Annotated in this window: 10 protein-coding genes and 1 pseudogene; 6 read left to right on the forward strand and 5 right to left on the reverse strand. The window is 60.8% G+C overall.

Annotation, left to right across the window (positions count from 1 at the left end):
* The first annotated feature begins 9 nt into the window (after positions 1–9).
* The 5 genes from ACQVLG_RS20990 (at position 10) to ACQVLG_RS21010 (ending at position 11413) form a co-directional block, all read left to right on the forward strand.
* Positions 10–2280 carry a beta strand repeat-containing protein gene (locus ACQVLG_RS20990; RefSeq protein ID WP_474290854.1) on the forward strand — a complete coding sequence of 757 codons (2271 nt, stop codon included), beginning with the start codon at positions 10–12 and terminating at the stop codon, positions 2278–2280.
* A 154-nt stretch (positions 2281–2434) separates the two neighbouring features.
* Positions 2435–9022 carry a hemagglutinin repeat-containing protein gene (locus ACQVLG_RS20995; protein WP_474295740.1) on the forward strand — a complete coding sequence of 2196 codons (6588 nt, stop codon included), beginning with the start codon at positions 2435–2437 and terminating at the stop codon, positions 9020–9022.
* The gene (locus tag ACQVLG_RS21000; RefSeq protein WP_474290855.1) at positions 9019–10437 is read left to right on the forward strand and encodes a hypothetical protein; all 1419 of its coding nucleotides are present in this window, start codon (positions 9019–9021) and stop codon (positions 10435–10437) included. The genes ACQVLG_RS20995 and ACQVLG_RS21000 overlap by 4 nt, the downstream gene beginning before the upstream one ends.
* 237 nt (positions 10438–10674) lie before the next feature.
* Positions 10675–11133 (forward strand): hypothetical protein, encoded by a 459-nt coding sequence (locus ACQVLG_RS21005; RefSeq protein ID WP_474295891.1) that lies wholly within the window; start codon positions 10675–10677, stop codon positions 11131–11133.
* Positions 11024–11413 (forward strand): pYEATS domain-containing protein, encoded by a 390-nt coding sequence (locus ACQVLG_RS21010; protein ID WP_474295742.1) that lies wholly within the window; start codon positions 11024–11026, stop codon positions 11411–11413. The genes ACQVLG_RS21005 and ACQVLG_RS21010 overlap by 110 nt, the downstream gene beginning before the upstream one ends.
* A 707-nt stretch (positions 11414–12120) precedes the next feature.
* Here ACQVLG_RS21010 and ACQVLG_RS21015 read toward each other — a convergent pair.
* The 5 genes and pseudogenes from ACQVLG_RS21015 to tssK all read right to left on the reverse strand — a co-directional run bounded on the left by ACQVLG_RS21015 (position 12121) and on the right by tssK (position 18527).
* The gene (locus ACQVLG_RS21015; RefSeq protein ID WP_474290856.1) at positions 12121–12558 is read right to left on the reverse strand and encodes a hypothetical protein; all 438 of its coding nucleotides are present in this window, start codon (positions 12556–12558) and stop codon (positions 12121–12123) included.
* A 50-nt stretch (positions 12559–12608) separates the two neighbouring features.
* The gene (locus tag ACQVLG_RS21020; protein ID WP_474290857.1) at positions 12609–12917 is read right to left on the reverse strand and encodes a hypothetical protein; all 309 of its coding nucleotides are present in this window, start codon (positions 12915–12917) and stop codon (positions 12609–12611) included.
* Positions 12914–16393: a type VI secretion system Vgr family protein gene (locus ACQVLG_RS21025; RefSeq protein ID WP_474290858.1), complete on the reverse strand. Its 3480-nt coding sequence runs from the start codon at positions 16391–16393 to the stop codon at positions 12914–12916. Before ACQVLG_RS21025 ends, ACQVLG_RS21020 begins: the two co-directional genes overlap by 4 nt.
* Entirely contained in the window at positions 16393–17172 is a 780-nt protein-coding gene (icmH, locus tag ACQVLG_RS21030; protein WP_474290859.1) for a type IVB secretion system protein IcmH/DotU, read from the reverse strand. The genes ACQVLG_RS21025 and icmH overlap by 1 nt, the downstream gene beginning before the upstream one ends.
* A gap of 9 nt (positions 17173–17181) precedes the next feature.
* Positions 17182–18527: pseudogene (tssK, locus tag ACQVLG_RS21035) on the reverse strand (type VI secretion system baseplate subunit TssK).
* A 354-nt stretch (positions 18528–18881) separates the two neighbouring features.
* Here tssK and ACQVLG_RS21040 point away from each other — a divergent pair.
* Positions 18882–19460, forward strand: coding sequence for a tetratricopeptide repeat protein (locus ACQVLG_RS21040; protein WP_474290860.1), 579 nt, complete (start codon positions 18882–18884; stop codon positions 19458–19460).
* Positions 19461–19517: the final 57 nt, after the last annotated feature.

Consider the following 19517-nt stretch of genomic DNA (forward strand, 5'->3'; position numbering starts at 1 on the left):
CATCAAGCCGTGGTCAGCACGCCTGGCGCCTTGACGATCCATGCGCAAGACACCTTGCGCAATACGGAAGGGCAACTCAGTGCCGGCCAACTCGACCTGCACGTGGGCAATCTCGACAACGCCAAGGGTACTGTGATCCAGACGGGCACGGGCGATACCGTCATCCAGACGGGCAAGCTGGACAATAGCGCCGGGCGCATCGCCGTCAATAGTAACAATTTGACCCTGGGCGCGGCCAGCTTGACGAATGCGGGCGGCAAGATCGAGCATGCTGGTGCAGGTACCCTGGCCATCACGGCTGCCACCTTGCAGGGCGTGGGCGGCAGCATCATCGGCAACGGCGCCGTCGATCTGAAAGCCGGTCTGTTCAACCACGCCAACGCCACCACCACGGGCCGGTCCCTGAGCGTTCAGGCTGACAGCCTGAGCAACCGGGGCGGCCATTTGCTGCAGACGGGCGCGGGCGGGCGCATGACGGTGGCCGTCACGGGACAGCTCGATAATACGAGTGGTGAGATTGCCGGTAATGGCTTGCTGTCGGTGCAGACCGGCAGCCTGGATAATACCAAGGGCAAGATCACTTCGGCCACTTCCGCCGACATCGCCAGCATTGGCGCGCTCGTCAATGCCGATGGCGTGATCGCGGCGGCGACCGATTTGCACCTGGGCGGCGCCATCGACAATACGCGTGGCTTGCTGCAGGCGGGGACTGGCGTCTTGAGCCTGGACGCGGCCAGCTTGCGCAATGCGCAGGGAACGCTGAGCGCGGGCACGGATATCACGGCCAAGGTCAGCGGCGACGTGCTCAACGCTGGCGTGCTGTATGCGGGACGCAACCAGAGCCTGGATATCGGCGGCTTGCTCAGCAATACAGGCTCGCTGGCCGCCCTGGGCAATACGACGATCACGGCGGGTAGTCTGGACGGCAACGGCTTGCTGGCAGCGGGCATGCGCGCCGATGGCAGCTTTGCCTCGGCTGGCGATCTGACGGTGAAAACGAGCGGCGCCTTGCAGGCTGGCGGCCAGAACATGGCGGCCGGCCAGTTGCAACTGACGGGTGCGTCTGTTGACGTGGGCGGCAGCCAGACCAGCGCGGCGAATATCGGCTTGACGGCATTGACGGGCAATGTGACGACCAGCAGGGCGGTCGTGTCGACCAATGGCCTGTTGAATATTACGGCGAGTGCCGCCAACGGGCAGGCACTGGTCAACCAGGGCGGCAGCCTGAGCGCGGGGCAACTGGCCTTGCGCGTAGGCAATCTGGACAACACCAAGGGCACCGTGATCCAGACGGGCACGGGCGACACCGTCATCGAGACGGGCAAGCTGGACAATACGGGCGGGCGCATCGCCGTCAACAGCGCCAATCTGCGCCTGCAGGCGGGCGACCTGACGAATACGGATGGCAAGATCGAACATGCAGGCAAGGGTGTGCTGGACATCCGCGCCACGAATCTGTATGGCCAGCGGGGCCAGCTGACGGGCAATGGCGCGCTGCAGGTGGCGGCCAATTACATCGATCACCGCAACGCCAGCCTGCTGGCGCAGCAGGTGAGCGTCTCTGCTGGCATCCTCGACAATCGCCAGGGGCAGATCACGCAGCTGGGCACGAGTGCGGCAACAGTGCTGGCCAGCACGCGCCTGGACAATAGCGGCGGCAAAATCGAAGCGAATGGCAATGTGCGCGTGGAAACGGGTGAGTTGCTCAACGATCATGGTCGTATTGCGTCTGCGCAAGATGTCAATGTGGCAGCGACGGGCAAGCTGGACAATGCCAGCGGCGTGATCATTGCCGGGCGCGACCTGACGGTGGCCGGCGGCAAGGTGGACAATACGCTGGGACAATTGCAGGCAGCGGGCGGCAATGCGCAATTGACCATGGACGAGCTGCTCAATGAGCAGGGCAGCATCGTTGCCAGCGGTAATCTGACGACCACGGCGGGCAGCGTGCGCAACAGCGGCAGCCCTGTTGCCGGCGCAGAACAGGTGCTGACCGTGACGGGCGCGCTGGAGAATACCGGCGTGATCCTGGCCCAGGGCAACAACACGATCAGCGCGAAGAGTATCGACAGCGGTGCGGCCAGCCTGGTCGGCGCGGGCGTGAAAGCCGATGGCAGTTTGCAAAACGAGCGGCAACTTGCAAATTACGGCACAGCAGGCATTGGGTGCGCATGGGCAAGTGTTGGCGGCAGGCAATGCCGTCCTGAGCGGCGGCAGCGTCGACCTTGGCGGCAGCCGCAGCAGCGCCGACAATATCAGCCTGACGGCCAGCGCAGGTGACGTCAGCACCAGCGGCGCCGTGGTCACCACGCCGGGCGCCTTGACGATCAAGGCCGGTGCGAATAGCCAGACGTGGAACAACCAGCGCGGCGACATCAGCGCCGGCCAACTGGCCGTCGGCGTGGGCAACCTCAATAACCAGCACGGCAGCATCGTGCAGACCGGTGTCGGCAATACCGCCATCGAGCTGACATCGCCAGCAGGCACGCTGGACAACACGGGCGGCCGCATCGCCGTCAACAGCGCCAATTTGACCCTGAAGGCAGCCACCCTGACGAATACGGATGGCAAGATCGAACACGCGGGCAGCGGTACCTTGAGCCTGCAAGCCACGCAGTTGAACGACCAGCGTGGCCAGATCACGGGCAATGGCGCCCTGGTCGTCACAGCCGATGTCATCGACCACCGCAACGCCAGCACCATCGCGCAGCAAATCAGCATAACGGCCGCGACCCTGGACAATGGAGGCGGTAACCTGACGCAGCTCGGTAAAGGTGATACCAGCATTCAATTGAGTGGTGGCCTGGATAACCGCGGCGGCACCATCGCCAGCAATGGCAATACCAGCATCGTCGCGCCGAGCCTCAACAACCAGGGCGGCAAGCTGCAGGCGGCGGGTACATCCAACCTGACGGTGACGGCGAACAATGTACTCGACAACAGCCTTGGCGGCGCCATCGCTGGCGGCGGCAATGTGGTGCTGGGCGCAGGTAGCCTGCTGAACCAGGGCGGCAGCGCCACGGCGGGCGGGCAGCTGACGGCGAACGTGGCGCAGGCCTTGAACAATGCGGGCGGCTTGCTGGCCGCCACGGGCAATATGAACGTAAACGCGGCCAGCGTCGACAACAGCGCCGGCGGCAAGCTGGCCTCGGTGCAAGGCCTGTTGACGGTCACCTCCACGGGCGCCACCGTCAACGACGGCGGCACCCTGCAGTCTGGCGGCGACATCATTTTGCGTAATGGTGGTCTGTCGAACGGGCAAGGCACCATTGCCGGCGCGAACGTCACGCTCGACACGCATGGCCAAGTCTTCAACAACAACCAGGGCACTTTGGCGGGCACGGGAAGCGTCAACTTGCAGACGGGTATTCTGGACAACGATGGCGGCTTGCTGCAGTCGGGCGGCGCCATGACCATCGATACGCACGGCAACGCCTTGCTCAACACCAATGCGGGCGCGTATGTGGTGCGCCATCCCGGCAGCGCCGGCGGCATCAGCAGTGGTGCCGGATTGACCCTGCAAACGGGCAGCTGGAACAATGCGGGTGGCTACCTGGGCGCTGCCGGCAACATCACGGGCAGCGTGGGCCAGCTGGACAATCGCGGCGGCCAGGTCGTCGGCAAGTCGGCGCTGGATTTGACCCTGAGTGGCTTGCAGAACCAGGGCGGACAAATCCAGGTGCTGGGCAATATCGGCTTGAACGCCGGTGGCGGCAGCGTCAACAATCAGCAAGGCTTGATCCGTTCCGGCGCTGCCGTCACGCTGACGGGCGGCGCAATCGACAATGCCAGCACCCTGGGCGCGAACCAGGGCATCGAAGGCGTGCAGGTGACCTTGAACAGCGCCAATGTCAGCAATGTGCAGGGAGCGGTGCGCGCCGATGGCAACCTGGCGATTAACAGCGCACGCAGCGTCAACAATACCTTGGGCATGCTCAGCGCCGGTGGCGCGCTGGCGCTGCAGGACACCGGACTCGGCCGTGGATTGGCCGTGACCAACTCGGGTGGCACCATCATCGGCGGTGTGCGCACCGACATCCGCGCGGGCAGCCTGAGCGGTGACGGCAAGGTGCTGTCACAGAAAGATCTGGCGCTGGACCTGGCCGGCAACTTTACGCTGAACTCGGGCGCCGAGATCATGGCCAACGGTAACGCCGATATTGCCATCGGCGGGCAGCTGGTGAACGCGGGCAAGATCCAGGCGCTCAGCAAACTGACCCTGGGTGCCGCCAATTTCGACAACGCTGCTACCGGCGACATCAATGCGGGCACGACGCGCGTCAATGTCGGCGGCGTGCTGAACAACCGGGGCGTGATCGATGGCATCTACACGCAACTGAACGTCGGCACGCTGAACAACATGGGTACGGGCCGCATCTATGGCGACTATCTGAGCATCGGCGGCGGCACCGTCAACAATGACGTGGAAGGCGGCATGGCGGCCACCATCGCGGCGCGCACCCGCCTCGATATCGGCGTCACGACACTCAATAACCGCGAACACGGCCTGATCTTCAGCGGCGGCGACATGGCCATCGGCGGTTACCTGGACGGCAACCGCATCGCCACGGGCTGGGCGGTATCGGTGACGAATGCCAGTGCGACGATCGAGGCGTTGGGGAATCTGGATATGGGGGCGAGTCAGTTCCGAAATTTAAATACGCATTTCAGGATCGAGACGCTCGATAGCGGGACTGTAAGCGTCAGAGAGTATGGGAGCCTGCCTTCCGGAGGAGACCAGCGCTTTCGTAGCGAAGGCGGTAATGTTGTTGATGCTAAGGGGATAGTACAAAAAGAGTACGTCATCTACAGACTGACCCGTACCTCACGTACGGAGACCGTGGTGGATACCGATCCGGCGAAGCTGGTGGCTGGAGGCAACGTGACGATACGGTCCAGCGATGCGCGCAACGAGCAAAGCCATGTCATTGCGGGTGGGAGACTGTTCATGGAGGGGGCTGCGCTCGTTAATCCGCAAGTTGATCTACATACCTATTCGAAGGAGACGGGAACGTCCGAGAATGTATTGTATTTGCCATCGAGCGCCTGGGGCGGTTATGTTCAAAAACCGATGGGAGAAAGTCCCTTGACTCCGGTCGAGCATAGCTCGGTGAATCCTGTAACACAGATTTATCAGAAAACCACCTATACCTCGCCATCGTCGACAGGCGTGAGCGGCGTCAACGGCGGGACCAGCGCCACTGGCGCCACCAGTGCAAATGTGACGCACACTGCAGTGAATGGCACGCCTGGCAGTGTTGCAGGTGTGACTGCTGCTGGAGGGACAGGCGCCGCGGCAGCCAGCGGCACGGGTGCATTGAGCGGCGCCAGCGGCACGGGCAATGCGGGGCAGGCGGGCAATGTCGGCGCGCTCAGTGGTTCAGCCGTCGCCGGCGCCACGGGTGCGGGCGGACATACGGCGACGTCGGGCATCCACACTGGCCGTGCCACGGTGGGTGTCGATGGCAAGAACGCGGACGCCGTTGCCGCACAAGGTACGCAGGATGGCAGTGGCCGGATTAGCAATGCTGGGAAAACAACCGGCCATGGCATGGTGCAGGGAGGTTCCACCGGCGCTGCCACGGGCAGCGGCGCTGCCAGCACGGTTGATTCCGCACTGTTGGCGCGCGAGGCGCAAGGCGGACCGGGAGCAGTAGGCGGCGGCAGCGGCTTGCAAGGTAGTGGACGCCTTGGCAATGCTGGCCAGGCAGCAGGCCATGGCAGTGTGCAAGATGGCGGCGTTGCCGCCGTCGGCGCAGTGGCTGGTGCTGGCAAGGTCGATGCGGGCTTGCTTGCTAAAAATACGCAAGGTGGTCCTGCCGCCGTGGGCGACAACAGTGGCTTGCAGGGGAGCGAACGTGCCGGCAATGCCGGCCAGGCGCTCAGTCTGAATGATGTCAAGCAGGTAATGGCGGCCGGCGCCACGGGGCCGGGTACGGTCACGCAATCGGGTATGGCCGCAGCGAATGGCGCCACTGTTTCACACGCCACAGGTGGAGCGACGCAGGTGGCCGGCGCCGGCGGCGCGTCCGCCGGACGCATGACGGTGATCGGTCAGGTGGCTTTGGCGAACCCTTCCGGCCGCGCGCAAGTCGTGCGTACGACATTGCCTTCCACGCAAATTCCGAATGCCAGCCTGTTCAGGACGAGTCCCGGACCTGCATCGCGCTTCCTCGTGGAAACGGATCCCCGTTTTGCCAATTACAAGGATTGGACGGGGTCGGATTACCTGACCAGTAAGGTCCAACTCGATCCAACCGTGACGCAAAAGCGCCTCGGTGACGGTTTTTACGAGCAACGCCTGGTACGCGAGCAGATCGCGGAACTGACGGGGCAGCGTTTTACTGGCGACTATTCAAGCGATGATCAGCAGTATCGCGGGCTGATGGATGCCGGCGCCGCCTTTGCCCAGACCTGGGATTTGCGCCCTGGCCTGGCGCTGACGCCGGCACAGATGGCGGCGCTGACCAGCGATATCGTGTGGCTGGTGGAGCAGGACGTGACCTTGGCCGATGGTTCCACGCAAAAGGTGCTTGTGCCGCAGGTCTACGTACGCGTGCGCGAAGACGACCTTGATGGCGCAGGCAGTCTGTTGGCAGGCAAAGAGGTCGATATCCGCTTGTCGGGCGACCTGGTGAATGGCGGCACCATTGCCGGCCGTGAAGTCGTGTTGCTGAATGCGGAGAATGTCAGCAATCTGGGTGGCCGTGTTGGCGCCGATAACGTCGGCATCGCGGCGCGCAACGACTTGAATAATATCGGCGGTACCATTTCGGCCAATAACGCACTGCAGGCGAGCGCAGGACGCGACATTCATATTTCCACCAATACGCTGGAAGACGGGCGCTACCTGGGCCGCGTGGCGGGGCTGTACGTCAGCGGCGATGCCGCCAGTGGCAGCAGCCTGGTGCTGTCTGCGGGAAGGGATGTCAGTATCGCTGGAGGTATTGTCAGCAATACCGGGCAGGGCGGCGTCACGGCAATCTCTGCCGGGCGCGACCTGAGCGTCGAGACGGTGGTGGCCACCTCCGGTAGCGGCTTGTCGGCCAAGCGTATCGAGCAACAGGCAGGCGAAGTACACGGCGACAAAGTGGCGCTGATCGCCGGCAATGACATCAATAACCGCGGCAGCAGTGTTGTGGCCGAATCCCAGTTGTTGGCCAGTGCAGGCCGCGATATCAATGTGGTCAGTACCACCGTCAGCAACGCCAGCCAGAGATGGACAGGCAACACGTCGACCAGCACCACCATTGGCACGACGGCAGGCATGTACGTGACGGGGACGGACGAAGGCGCTGCCCTCGTCGTCCAGGCAGGGCGCGATGTGACGGTGACGGGCGGCGTCATCGCCAACGCCGGCGTGAATGGCCAGACCAGCGTGATTGCCGGCAATAACCTGACCCTCAATACCGTTACCGTGGCCTCTACGCAGAATGACATACGCAATGCTGACAATTACAGCAAACAGAGCAAAACCAGCGAAGTAGGCAGCCAGATCATGGGCGCCGGCAATGTCAATCTGCAGGCGGGCAATAACCTGACAGCGCGCGCGGCGGACGTGCAGGCGCAGGGAACGTTGGGCTTGGTGGCGGGCAATGACATCAGCCTGGTCAATGGTTTCCAGAACGAAGTGAGCGATATCGCCAGCAAATCGACGAAGAAGGGCTTCTGGAACAAGACCACGACGACCAAGCATGATGTGGTCGATACCACCACGGCAATCGGCACTTCGCTGGGCGGCAGCAGCGTGACGGTGCAGGCTGGGCATGATCTGCAAGTTACGGGTTCGAGCATCTTGAGTGACGATGCGACACGATTGCTCGCGGGTAACAACATCACGATCGATGCGGCCACCAATACCGTGTATGAACAGCATCACTTGAATACCAAGAAAACCGGATTTATGAGCAGTGGCGGCATTGGCTTCACCTATGGCACCAATAGCACGACCGTGGATCGGCAACGTGATGCTACGCTGCAGAGCGGTGACTCGCGCAGCATGATTGGTTCCACGGGGGGAGCGTTGACGATGGTTGCTGGCAACGGCGTCAAAATAAGTGGCAGCGATATTGCCGCCGCGACTGACCTCGATATCATCGGGAAAAGTGTCACCATTCAGCCTGGGCAAGACAATGAGAAAGGCAAAGTTGTTACCAAGATCGTGCAGGATGGCTTCACCCTGGCTGTGGGTGGCAGCGTGGTCAGCGCCATTCAAACCGTGCAAGGCATGGGCGAGGCGATGGGCAAGACGAGCAACGGGCGGGTGCAGGCCATGGCTGCGGCCACGGCCGCCTTGGCCGCCAACAACGCCAAATCGCAAGGCCCGAGCGTGAGCATCAGCCTCACTTACGGTCATTCGGAAAGCGAACAGACGCAGACGACGGCCAGCACGACGCATAGCGGCAGCATATTGAGCGGCAAAAACATTGACATTACGGCAACTGGCGGCGGCAAGGATAGCAACATCAATATCCTCGGCAGCGAGCTTAATGCCAGCAATATCGTTCGACTGGGCGCAGATAATCAGGTCAACCTGCTGGCAGTGCAGGATACGGAAAGTCAGCACACCAAGAGTTCCAGCCTGAGTGTTTCGGCGGGTGTCTCGGCTAACATCAGCAAGAGCGGGCCGGCGTTTGGCCTGACCGGCAGTATCAGCGCCAGTCAGGGCAAGCAGGATGGCGAGGGCAGTACCCAGCTGAATACGCACGTCAATGCAGGCCAGTTGCTGGTGATTAATAGTGGAGGGGATACCATGATCAAGGGTGCGGTGGCGAATGCCGGCCAGGTGATTGCCAATATCCAGGGCAATCTGAATCTGGAAAGTTTGCAGGATACAGCCAAGTTCGACAGCAAGAACCAGAGTGTCAGCGTGAGCGGAACCTATGGCGCCGGTGCCAGCGTAAGTGCCAGTTTCAGCCAGAGCAAGATGCACAGCGATTATGCCAGCGTGCAGGAACAAAGCGGCTCATCAGGGCCGGCGCGGGCGGCTTCCAGATCGCGGTCGGCGGCAATACGGACTTGAAGGGCGCCATTATCAGCAGCAGCGCCGCGCCCGGCGCCAACAGCCTGAATACGGGGACGCTCACGCAGAGCGATATCAAGAACCACTCGGTGGCCGACGCCAGCAGCATGGGGCTGAGTGGCGGCTTCAGCTTTGCAGATCCGGACGCCAAGAAAGACAGGGAACAGGGCAACAAGGAGGGGAATGACAAGGTGGCTGGCGGCAAGGATATCGGCAAGGGGAAAGGCCCGGGCGGCACCGACTTGATCAACGCGGGCAGCGGGCCGAATGCCACCGATAATCTGTACGAGGGCAGCAAGCTGGTGGCGAAAAACCTGCTCAATAACAGTTCCGATTCCTCTTCCTCGAACGGACTCACGCGCAGCACGATCAGCAATGGCGTGCTGACGATACGCGACAATGCGCAGCAGCAGGCGCTGACGGGGAAAGATGGCGCTGCCGCCATCGCGGCGCTGAACCGCGATACGGGCGTGGCGCACACGGCGGCGGAAAAACAGAATGTCCAGGAATTGGCGAAAAATGCCGAGATCGTTCAAGGCTTCAAGAACGCCATGTATGGCGAGGCCACCTACTACACCGATCAAACCTTTATTGCGGCCAATACGCCAAGCAAGTTCTACAAGCTGAGCTGTCCAGGCGACCGCAATGCCTGCATCAAGGAACCCGGTTTGCTCGTGAAGGAAGAGATCACCAAGGAGGAGGCCATCGCCATGAAAGGGGTACTGGCCGTGAATGGCATTCGCAATGGCATGGACCGTGCCGCGGAACTGGCCTACCAGAACGTGCTTCTCGATGCCGAGAATAAAAAACCGGATGTTATTGTCCTGATGCATATCGAGCAGACGAAAGACGGCTTCGCAGATGTGCTCCTGGCTGGCTATGAAAAATTGCTGGCGCCGGTATTGGGCTATTCGGCTGGCGACAAGGAACTGGCGCAGGTACTGATGGGGCGCCAGGATACGGAAAATCTGCTGTTGGCGCATAGCCGCGGCGCGATCGTTGCCAGGAATGGCCTGGATATCGCGGCGAGCAACGGCTTTGTCAACCCGAAGCTGACGCTGCAGGCCTTCGGTCCAGGCATTTCGAACACGGATCTGTATTCCTCGTTCGGCAAGGTGAACACCCAAACGTCGTCGGACAAGGAGCTGTACCGCTATACGTACATGAAAAATGATCCGATTCCTGTCCTGACGACCATGAATCCTGGCAATATCATCGCTTCCATATTCGAGTTTATCAATGTGTATAAAACCTCATATAGCGCGCATAGCTGCTATGGCACGGGCGCGAAAGGCTGTGTCACGGTTAGCAATCCGGCGCCAGGTTACGACTTTTCTGAGAAACAGGATCCGAACAATATCGTTACCTTTATCAATGGCAAACTGGTGAAAAAAGAGGAAAGCAAAACGCAGTAGAGGCGCGCCTTGGTTTGCTGGCTCTGGCCAGGGTCAGGTCCGCCATTTGTCTAGGGGCGGGGTCAACCTGACCCCGTTCCCATGCTGGTATTTTGATCGTGCTCAAAGCTTCGGATGTGGCGTTCTACCGACTGTATTCTAAGATGATAAGTTGGCGGGTAAGGGAAATGGTCAACGCGTGTCGTCCGCCTGCCTGATATCAAGTACTGCATACGATATGCCGACTGGGAGAGGGACATGGAGGGTAATGATGCCAAGGTTCAGTTGGAGCGTGAGCGGTTCGAATATGAGAAGCTCAGAAATCAAAATGAATTGAAGTCTACCGTACGCCGGCTGAGTTTGGGGCTGGGCATTGCCGGGGCTATAGTAAGCCTTATTACGGGATCAGTTCAATTTTGGATAGGTAACGATCGGGCCGAAAAAGAAGGGGTTTTTTCTTTGGGTAAAGTATTGCTTGAGCATGGGCCAAAAATCTATTCAACCAATCCAGCGGAACGAACTTTTGTGATTGAGGTCATAAAAATGACTTCCCCGAATAGAAAGGTAACAGATACGATTTTTGCAAAATTTGCTTCGGCTACTAAGGATGTGGAGATTCAGGAGCAGCTTCGAGCTGCGCAGACGATCATTTCGTCGAATACGCAACACCTTGTCGCAAATACTCCTATGCCGATTGGGGGAGGCGAGAAAAAATAGTTCATCCATACACTTTTCCGTACTGGCTAATGAAAGACGCAGCGGAGGTTATCTGTTTACAATTGCTCCGCATGACTCCTTGGCTGAAATAAGCTCCGTCATCTATAAGGTTAATCATCCTAGTTTTAAGCAGAAAGTTTATGAGGGTGATAAAAATTCAGGCTTTTCCATGCAATATGCAGGATGGGGGGCAGTGGACGATGTCACTGCCACCATCACTTTGAAGTCAGGCGCCGTCCAGGTTTCTAATATCGATATGATAAGCGAACTCGGTTGGTAGCTGCGTGCGCTGACTTTTGCGGCGAGGGGTATGCGCCATACGTGGAAGCCGGAGTCAGATCCGCCATTAGTACACGATCTCAGCCTTGGCCGTTTCGATCTGCAGCAAGTTGCGCTTTATTAAATGCTGATATGGCCCGACTCACTGCCCTGCTCGAGACGTGAAAAGCGACGGCGATATGGGCCATGGTAAAAGCGGTTGAGAGATAAGCGCGTGCCATTGCCTCGTCTCTGTTGCTATAGAGGGCTTGATATTGCGCTAGTGTCAGCGTGACAGCGCTGTGCTGCTGTCTTGACGTATCCTCGAATGCATCGGCAGGCTGCATCGCTCAGAAAAAAACTGGCGACAGCTGCGAGTGGGCCGACGTGCCTCTACCGACACCCTCGGGATAAATCGATAATGATGGAGATATCTAGTGAGGGTATTTTTGAGGGTCTCGGCAACTGAGTAACGTGAAAAGCTCTGAAAAATCAAATGTTTAGATTTATTGTTGGCAATCGAGTGGGATAATCTCCCGTCCGGCACCGTAAGGTAATACCGGGTCAATGCAACAGCTAATCCCCTGATTTTTCAGGGGATTTTTTATGCGGGGCCGGAAAACTGTAGCGGCCGGCCAGCAAGTGATCGTATGGCGCTATTGTTTCCGTGGCGACAGCAGTTGCTGGTCGACGCGTATGCTCTACAGCACCATCCGCGCCAGCATGGTTTTAGTCATCTTTTTCAACGATGCGGATCTTCGCGCCGCCCTGGTAGTCCTGCAGTTCCGCTTCGCCATCGATGCGTATATTGCCCTTCAATATCACCTCCACGCTGATATCGACTTTTTTGATGCGAAACGTTTCAATGTCGGTGGGATGTACATCGATTTCCATGGAAATCGAGGCGCCTGGCGCAATTGTGGTGAATTGCGTTTTCAGCGCCGGATTGGCCAGGCCGCGGCGGGCGTAGGTGACGGCGCCCGTATCGGTATCGATGAATTTGACGATCGGGCCCGACTTGCGCAGGTAGTCGAGCGGAAAGCCGATATCGCGGCTGCCATCGTTACGGATGGTGACCAGTATGTCGATCGGCTTGCGCTGATAGACGCAGCCAGCGTTGCCCAGGCATTGCAGGGAAATGGAGAGGGGCGCGTGAGTGCTCGTCATGGTATTGGCTTTCAATGGTAGTGCCATCAGCATGGCATAAATAAGCAGTGTCAGACAATATCGCATCGTATTTTCCTGCCGATTTTTTTGCTCAGCAATTCCTGCGCTTCAATCGCGATATTCCAGCCGTGGCGTTTCAATATCAGTGCGCCTTCTGCATACGACATGATCGATTGCGTCAGGTCTTCCGGCGAGGTGCCGTTGACGTGGCAAACGATGGGCGCGTCGAGTGTGCCGTCCGGCTTGAAATAGCGTACCGTTTCTTCGAACTCCGTGTACGAGTATTCGTCGGGCATGCCGACGCAATGCCCGAATTCATGCGCATACGTGGTCAGTGCCGTTGCCAGCGACACGTTCATGACGTCGCCGGTGACGTTTTCTCGGTCATAGCGCTTGTGGATCTGCGCGTGTAGTGCTGCTGATCGTCGACCCAGAGGACGCGGAAAACCACGGGCAACACTTTTTGCCCGCATTGCGGATCATTGATTTCAAGCCGGAACTTGTTGTTCCAGTTGCCTTCGATGCCGGCCGTCGCGTTTTTCTGCGCCAGCGCTACCACGTTGGCGCGCTGCTTGACGCGCAGCGCCGCCGATTCGGTGCCCTTGTCGCTCTCTTCCAGCGCCTGTCCTGCGGCGTCCAGTACCGGGATGGCCTTGAAACGCACTTCCACCACCACCGGACCGTCCGATTTTGCCGGTATGTACAGCTTGAACCAGATCTTGTCCCTGTATTTGTGTGGCGTGCCGTCGTGCTGGTAAGGCTGCGCATAGCGGCCATACGAGGGGCCGGCGATTTCCTTTTCGTAGTCTTCGATCCAGCAGGCCGGCAGCTTGACCAGTACTTCCTTGCGGCGCTTGTTGTCCACCGGCGTGGTGCTGGAGTCGCCTGCCGGCTTGTATTTTGGTTCCGGCGGGGTGTTTGCCTTGGCCGCCGGCTGTCCTGGCGAACCTGGTACCGGCGCCGGCGCTGAAGAGGGGGCGGGTGCCGATGCCGAACCCTGACCGCCCATCGTTTTCAGCAGCTCGATCACCAGCGCCTCGGCGGCGGCCGCTGCAATCACATGCGTCAAGCCCTTTTCGTCGGTCATGCCACTCTCATAGCTGCCATCTTCGCGCTTGATGCGGTAGGGCTGGCGCGGCATCGGTTCCCCCGTGTCGCGGTCGCGCAGCACAAAGCCTTCGTCGAACAGCTTGATGCGCGTATCGGGCAGTGCCGGCAGCATGCCGGCCGCGCTGGCGCCGCCGTTGAAGACATGCTGGCCGCCCTTGACCGTGAAGTTGCCGGGACACTTAAACGTGATATTGCCGCCCTCTAAGGTGATCGACGATTGCCCGGCCTGCAGCGTGATCTTCTGGTTGGCCTTGATGTCGATGACGTCGTTGACCGAGATCACGGTAATGGCCTTGTCGGCCAGAATTTCCAGTTGCCCCGTATGCGCCTGCAGCGATACCGGGCCGTTGGCGGCGATCACCTGGATGCCGCCGGTGTGGGTAAACAGGGCGCTGGCGCTGGCCGACACGGACGACCAGGTGTGGCCGGCCGTCATGTGCAGGTCCGCCTGCGTGGTCCATTGCAGCTGCTGCGCGGCAAACAGTACGGTCGAGCCGGGCGTGGCCCAGTTGATGCTGGCCGGCGCCTCCATTAGAACCAGGGGCTGGCCGAATTTTTCCACCGGCTGGTCGGTGGCCAGCTTGCGCTCGCCTGCGCTGGCCTTCAGCGCTTCCTGCCCGCCCACGCTGGCCCGGTATCGACCATCCTGCTGGGGATCGATTTGCTTGATCAGGTCCAGCTGGGCCTGTTTCGCTTCCTGGCTGAACAGGGCGGTTTGCTGTTGCGCGGCTTCGGCCAACGACTTGTTCAGTTCGGCTGCGCCTTTCAGCTGGCCCAGCGCTTCCGCAGTGTCGAGCTGGGTAGAAGCTACGCCCGCCCCCGCCTGTGCGCGGGTGGTGGTGGAAATGAGCACGCCTTCGCCGCCGCGCAGCACGGCCCAGGCGTCGGTACGCAGTTCGAAGCCGCTGCCGCGGTAGCTGCCGCGCTGGGCCGTGCCCACGCCTTGCTGTATCAGGTAACCGAGGTTCAGCTGCGTGGCGGCGCTGCTCGTCGCCAGGCGGGTACGCAACTGGCCCGGTGTGTCGTCGATTACCCACTGGTTATGGCCGCCGCCATCGAAATTGTGGCTGTGGATGCCGGAAATGACGCCGGCATGGTTGACGTCCGAATCGACGCCGGCCGCGTAAGGCGGCGTGTCGCTGCCTGTGTAGAGCTGGGCCACCACCAGCGGGCGGTCCATGTCGCCTTCGATGAAATCGACCAGGACTTCGGTGCCGATGCGCGGCGTAAACTGCGAGCCCCAGTTCGGGCCGGCCAGCGCTTCGGCCACGCGCACCCAGGTGCCTGACGCTTCGTTGCCGGGCGCGTTGCCTTGTTGATCCGTGTTGTGCGTCATGCCGCCCGGATTGGCGGCGCTGCCCCGTTGCCAGGCGAACTGGATGCGTACCTGATGGTCGCGTCCGGTGGTGGCCACGCTGTCGGGCAGGCCGACCACCAGTGCCGTTTGCGGCCCCAGCGCGCTGCTGGCCTGGCGCGCGGCGGTGGCGCGCGGCACGATGGCCACGCTGGTGCGCACGCAGCCGAAGGTGTTGCGGTAGGTGCCGGCCTCAAGCTGCCCATCGAGCAGGCTGGCAACGTCGCCCAGGCTGGCTATTGTCGACAGTTTCGACAGCACCGCCGTCAGCGCGCCGCCGGCCGGCCCCAGGTTGTTGCGTGCATGGTGCTCGACCCACAATACGGTGAACTGGTTGGCGCCATCGGCATACTGTTCGTGCTGCAGCAGATCGAAGGCGTGGCCGGCCGCCATGCGCCGCACCGCGCCGGCGCCCGTGAATTGCTTGTTCTCCAGTTCCAGCGCCTGCAGCATGCGCAGGCCGCGCGGATCGGCCGCCGTGCTGTCGGCATGGCGCCGTTCGCCGGCGCCGTCGTACAGCGGCAGGGGCGGCAGTTCGCCCGCCTGCAGGCTCGAGCTGTGTTCGGCGGCCGGCGCCGCCAGCTGCTGCGGGTCCCAGCTGCTGATGCTGACCGCATTGGGCCGCACCTGGCGCCGCGCGCTGAAGCTGTCGATGGCGTCATCGGTATCGCTGGCGCGCACACCGTGAAAGCGCAGGCCGGACACGCCCGGCGTCGCTGGCGCGACGGCCTTGCTGTCGAAAATTACCAGCTTGTGCTTGGCCTGCTGCGCGTCCTGCCGTGCCGCGCCATCCTGCTCGTGCTCGAAGCGCCAGCTCAGGCCTTCGAAGGCGAGCACGCGGGCCAGGAAGGCCAGGTCGCTTTCGCGGTATTGCGTCCAGACCGGACGCGGCGCCAGTTCCTGGCTGACATCGAATTCGAAGCGGACCTGCGGATAGTCGCCGAGCAGTTCCGTAATGAGGTCGCGCGCGTTCTTGTCCTGGAAAATATAGCTGTCGCGGCGCAAGCCCAGCAAGGCCAGGGCAGGTTCCAGGCGCAGCCGGTAGCGCGCCACGCCGCCGTCGGCGCCGGCAAAGGCGCAGTCCGTGCACAAGCCGTGCCAGGCACGCCAGCTGCCGTCGGGCTGCAGCAGCTTGAGCGTGATTTCTTCGCCGAGAAAGCTGGCCAGGTCCAGGCCAGCTGCCGTGCTCAAGGCATCGACTTCGAAGCGGAACAGCTCATTGACCGCCTCGCGGCCCGTCACCTGCTCGGCCATCAGCGATTCGGGCAAGTTCGATGCCTGCGCCGTGGCCAATGTGATCAGCCGCGCATGCTGGGACAGGCCGGTGCCGAACATGCCCTGGGCAGTTTCTGTCGTCGCCAGGCCGCTCATTACGGCAACGTGATGGTCAGGTTGGCCGTGCGTGGCGCCAGCTTGACGATATCGCTGTAGGCGTTCATCTGCTTTTCGGTATTTTTGGCCAGCATGGTGCGCAGGCCCAGGTAACCCAGTGCGCAGATCAGCGCGAATACCGAGCACAGTACCCACAGCGGCACATCGTTGCGCAACTTGTGCGCAATCTGGTCGGGGCGTTCCGCATGCGGCGCAAAGCCGGCTTTCCTGCCTTTCATCTGGGCGATTTCGTCACCCACGCGTGCCGTCAGGTAGGCCAGCTTTTCCGAGCCTTCCAGGATGTACCTCCCCTGAAAGCCGAGCAGCAAGCACATGTGGAACACTTCCAGCGCCTGCAGGTGGGCGCTGCCGCGCGCGCGCAGCGCTTCGAGCCGTATGAAGAAGTTCTCGCCGGCCAACTGGTCGCCGAACAGCACCAGCTGCAGCGGGCGGCGCGCCCAATCGTCGCGGATGGGATACGGCGAGCGCAGGATGATTTCGTCGACAGCCGCGCAAAATGCATACTTGGCGGCATCGATATCATCGGCCGAGGCACCATGTTTTCTCCGCGCGTGCCCAAACTCGTCGAGAAACTGCGTCATCTTTCTGATGAAGTCGGCATTGTCTTGCGGGCCGCTGCCATTTTTCAGCATGAACAGCGCGTAGAAGCCGTCGTACATCAGATCCGTCAGCGTGTGTTCGCTACCCGGGCCGGTCGGTACGCTCGATGCGTAAGCGGCGGAGCCGCCGGACATCAGGGAAGGGGCGTTTGCATTCATCGTTTATCTTCAGGAAGTGATGGCGACAAGTTCAAGTTTCAGATCCCGCATGCCGGACGGAACGTAGATCGAGATCGACTGGGCCTGCAGCATGCGCTCGTACATCTGGCCCTTCGCTTCGACGGTGAAGTAGTAGGTATCGGGCCGTACCGGCACGGCGGCCGGCACCTGCGGCGTGTGCTGCAGGCGCACGCCGGGCAGGGCCGACAGCACGAATTTTTCCACGTCGTCCGGCGCGCCGATCTTGAAGCGCAGCGGGACCACGTCCACCAGTTCCACGCCCGGCATGTCGGCCGAGACGCCCAGGTAAAACGCCGTTTTGTCGTCGATCTTGCCCGAGTCGAGCTTGCCGTGATGGTAAGACGGCTTGACTTCGCTCAATGCAATGGCGAAATATTTTGAAGAGATCACCGTGTCGAGCAGTTCGCGGATGATCGCGTGCAGGCGCGCGAACGATGGTCCCGGATCGGCGTGCTGATAGGCCGGCAGGTCGGCCAGCGCATGGGTTTTCGAGAATGTCATCAGCGCACCGGCCAGCGCCAGCAGCGCTTCGTACAAACGCTCCGGGTGCAGCGCCGGATGGTGGAAATAGTGGCTGAGCGAGGCAAACGCCGAACTGGCCGTGTGCAGCAGCCAGAACGAGGACATGTCGCCGGAACGAAATTCGATCACATTCTTGCTCGGTTCGCGATGGTGGCCGTACAGGGCGTTGACCTTCGCCTGCAGCGCATCGATCAGGCGGCGCAGTTGCAGGAACAGCAGCGGCGCGCCGCGGATCGACAGGCTCGGCGGCACGAATGACGGGTCGGGCTCGAAGCCGCCGGTCGACAGGCGCCGCAGGCGCAGCAAGGGAAAATTCACATACGAATCGCGTGGTTCCGATTCGGCCACCAGGCGCAGCGATTTTTGCAGGTAGGCCAGTTCGGCCTGCGCGGCATGGGTGTACAGGTCGGGCGTTTCCAGGTTGGCCTGGCCGTAGCGCGCCGCGCTGTTGGGCTGGTCGGACGCGGCAAAATTGCCGCCGAAATGCTTGAAGGCGGGCAGGGCGGCATAAAACGTGACGGTTTGCTGCGATTGCAGCAGCTTGCCCAGGTCCACGGCTTCGGGCAACTCGTCGGCGCCGGGAGCGTTGTAGATTTCGCCGTCCTGGAACACCAGCGACAGTTCCAGCAGCCGCAGGGTGTTATTGCTCAGCGCATCGCGGTCGATCTGCACGTGGTTGACCCCCCAGGCATAGGGATGCAGCGCCTTGATGCTTTCGTGCAGGCGATGTTCATGGTACTGGTCTGCTGCTGGAAATGCTGGGGGCGCAGAAACAGGCCTTCACCCCATAACAATTTACTTGTAATGCTCATCGATTGCCTTTTTCCGAGGAAGTCAAAGCGCGGAGAACGCTGACGCTCGCGGGCTGTCGTGCAGCGCGGTCGCCATGTTGCCGGTGCGTCCAATCATCTAATCTTTGCAATAAAATTATGTGCTTTTTTCGCAACTGCAACAACATTAACATTATCTGAAAGAAAGGTGCGTACGGTACGTTTTCCGCATGGCTGCTGCCTTAGTGGCCGATCGGAATGTGAGTTTTCGCGTATTTTCTATTGAACGGAGTCAATATTAAATCCGTGTTAGTCTCGCAAAAATAAGAATTTAGCAACTATAAATTGCAACATTTTTTTAATGAACGCGTCATCTTTTTTGAGGGAAATCAGACCATGTCTCGCCAATCCACATTCCATTTTTTTGCCGCGGTTGCTTGCGCATTGACGCTCAGTGCCTGCAGCACCGCACCCGCGGTCAAGACGCCGCCGCCGCCGCCCTCGCTCGACGAGCTGATGGCAAAGGCGACCCAGGCTGCCAGTTCGGGCAACAACGAAGCGGCTATGGGTTTGTGGAAACAAGCTGCTGTCGAATTTCCAGCCGATAAGAATCCATGGGTTCGCATGGCCCAGACCCGTTATGAGGCGGGCCAGTACGGCGACGCCATCATCAATGCCCAGGAAGTGCTGGTGCGCGACCCTGCCGACAAGTTGGCCAACAGCGTCATTGCGATCAGCGGACTGCGCTTGTCGACGCGTGCATTGGCTGACCTGAGCCGTCAGAACAATCTGTCCGGCCCGCTGCGCACCGAATCGCAGGATCTGGCCAAGCTGTTGCGTGAAAGCCTGGGCGAAACCGTGCTGGTGCCGGCGCCGGCCGCGGCGCAGGCGCGCGACAAACCGCCGCGTCCGTCGCGCAAAGGGCAGGCCAAGGCTGCCGAAAGCAGCGCCAATCCTTTCGATGGGTTGAAGTAAACTGAGGCAGTAAAGAAATTATCAGGGGCATCGCCGATGCCGTCGATTATTCGTAAA

The organism is Janthinobacterium sp. TPC_1 (assembly GCF_056037845.1).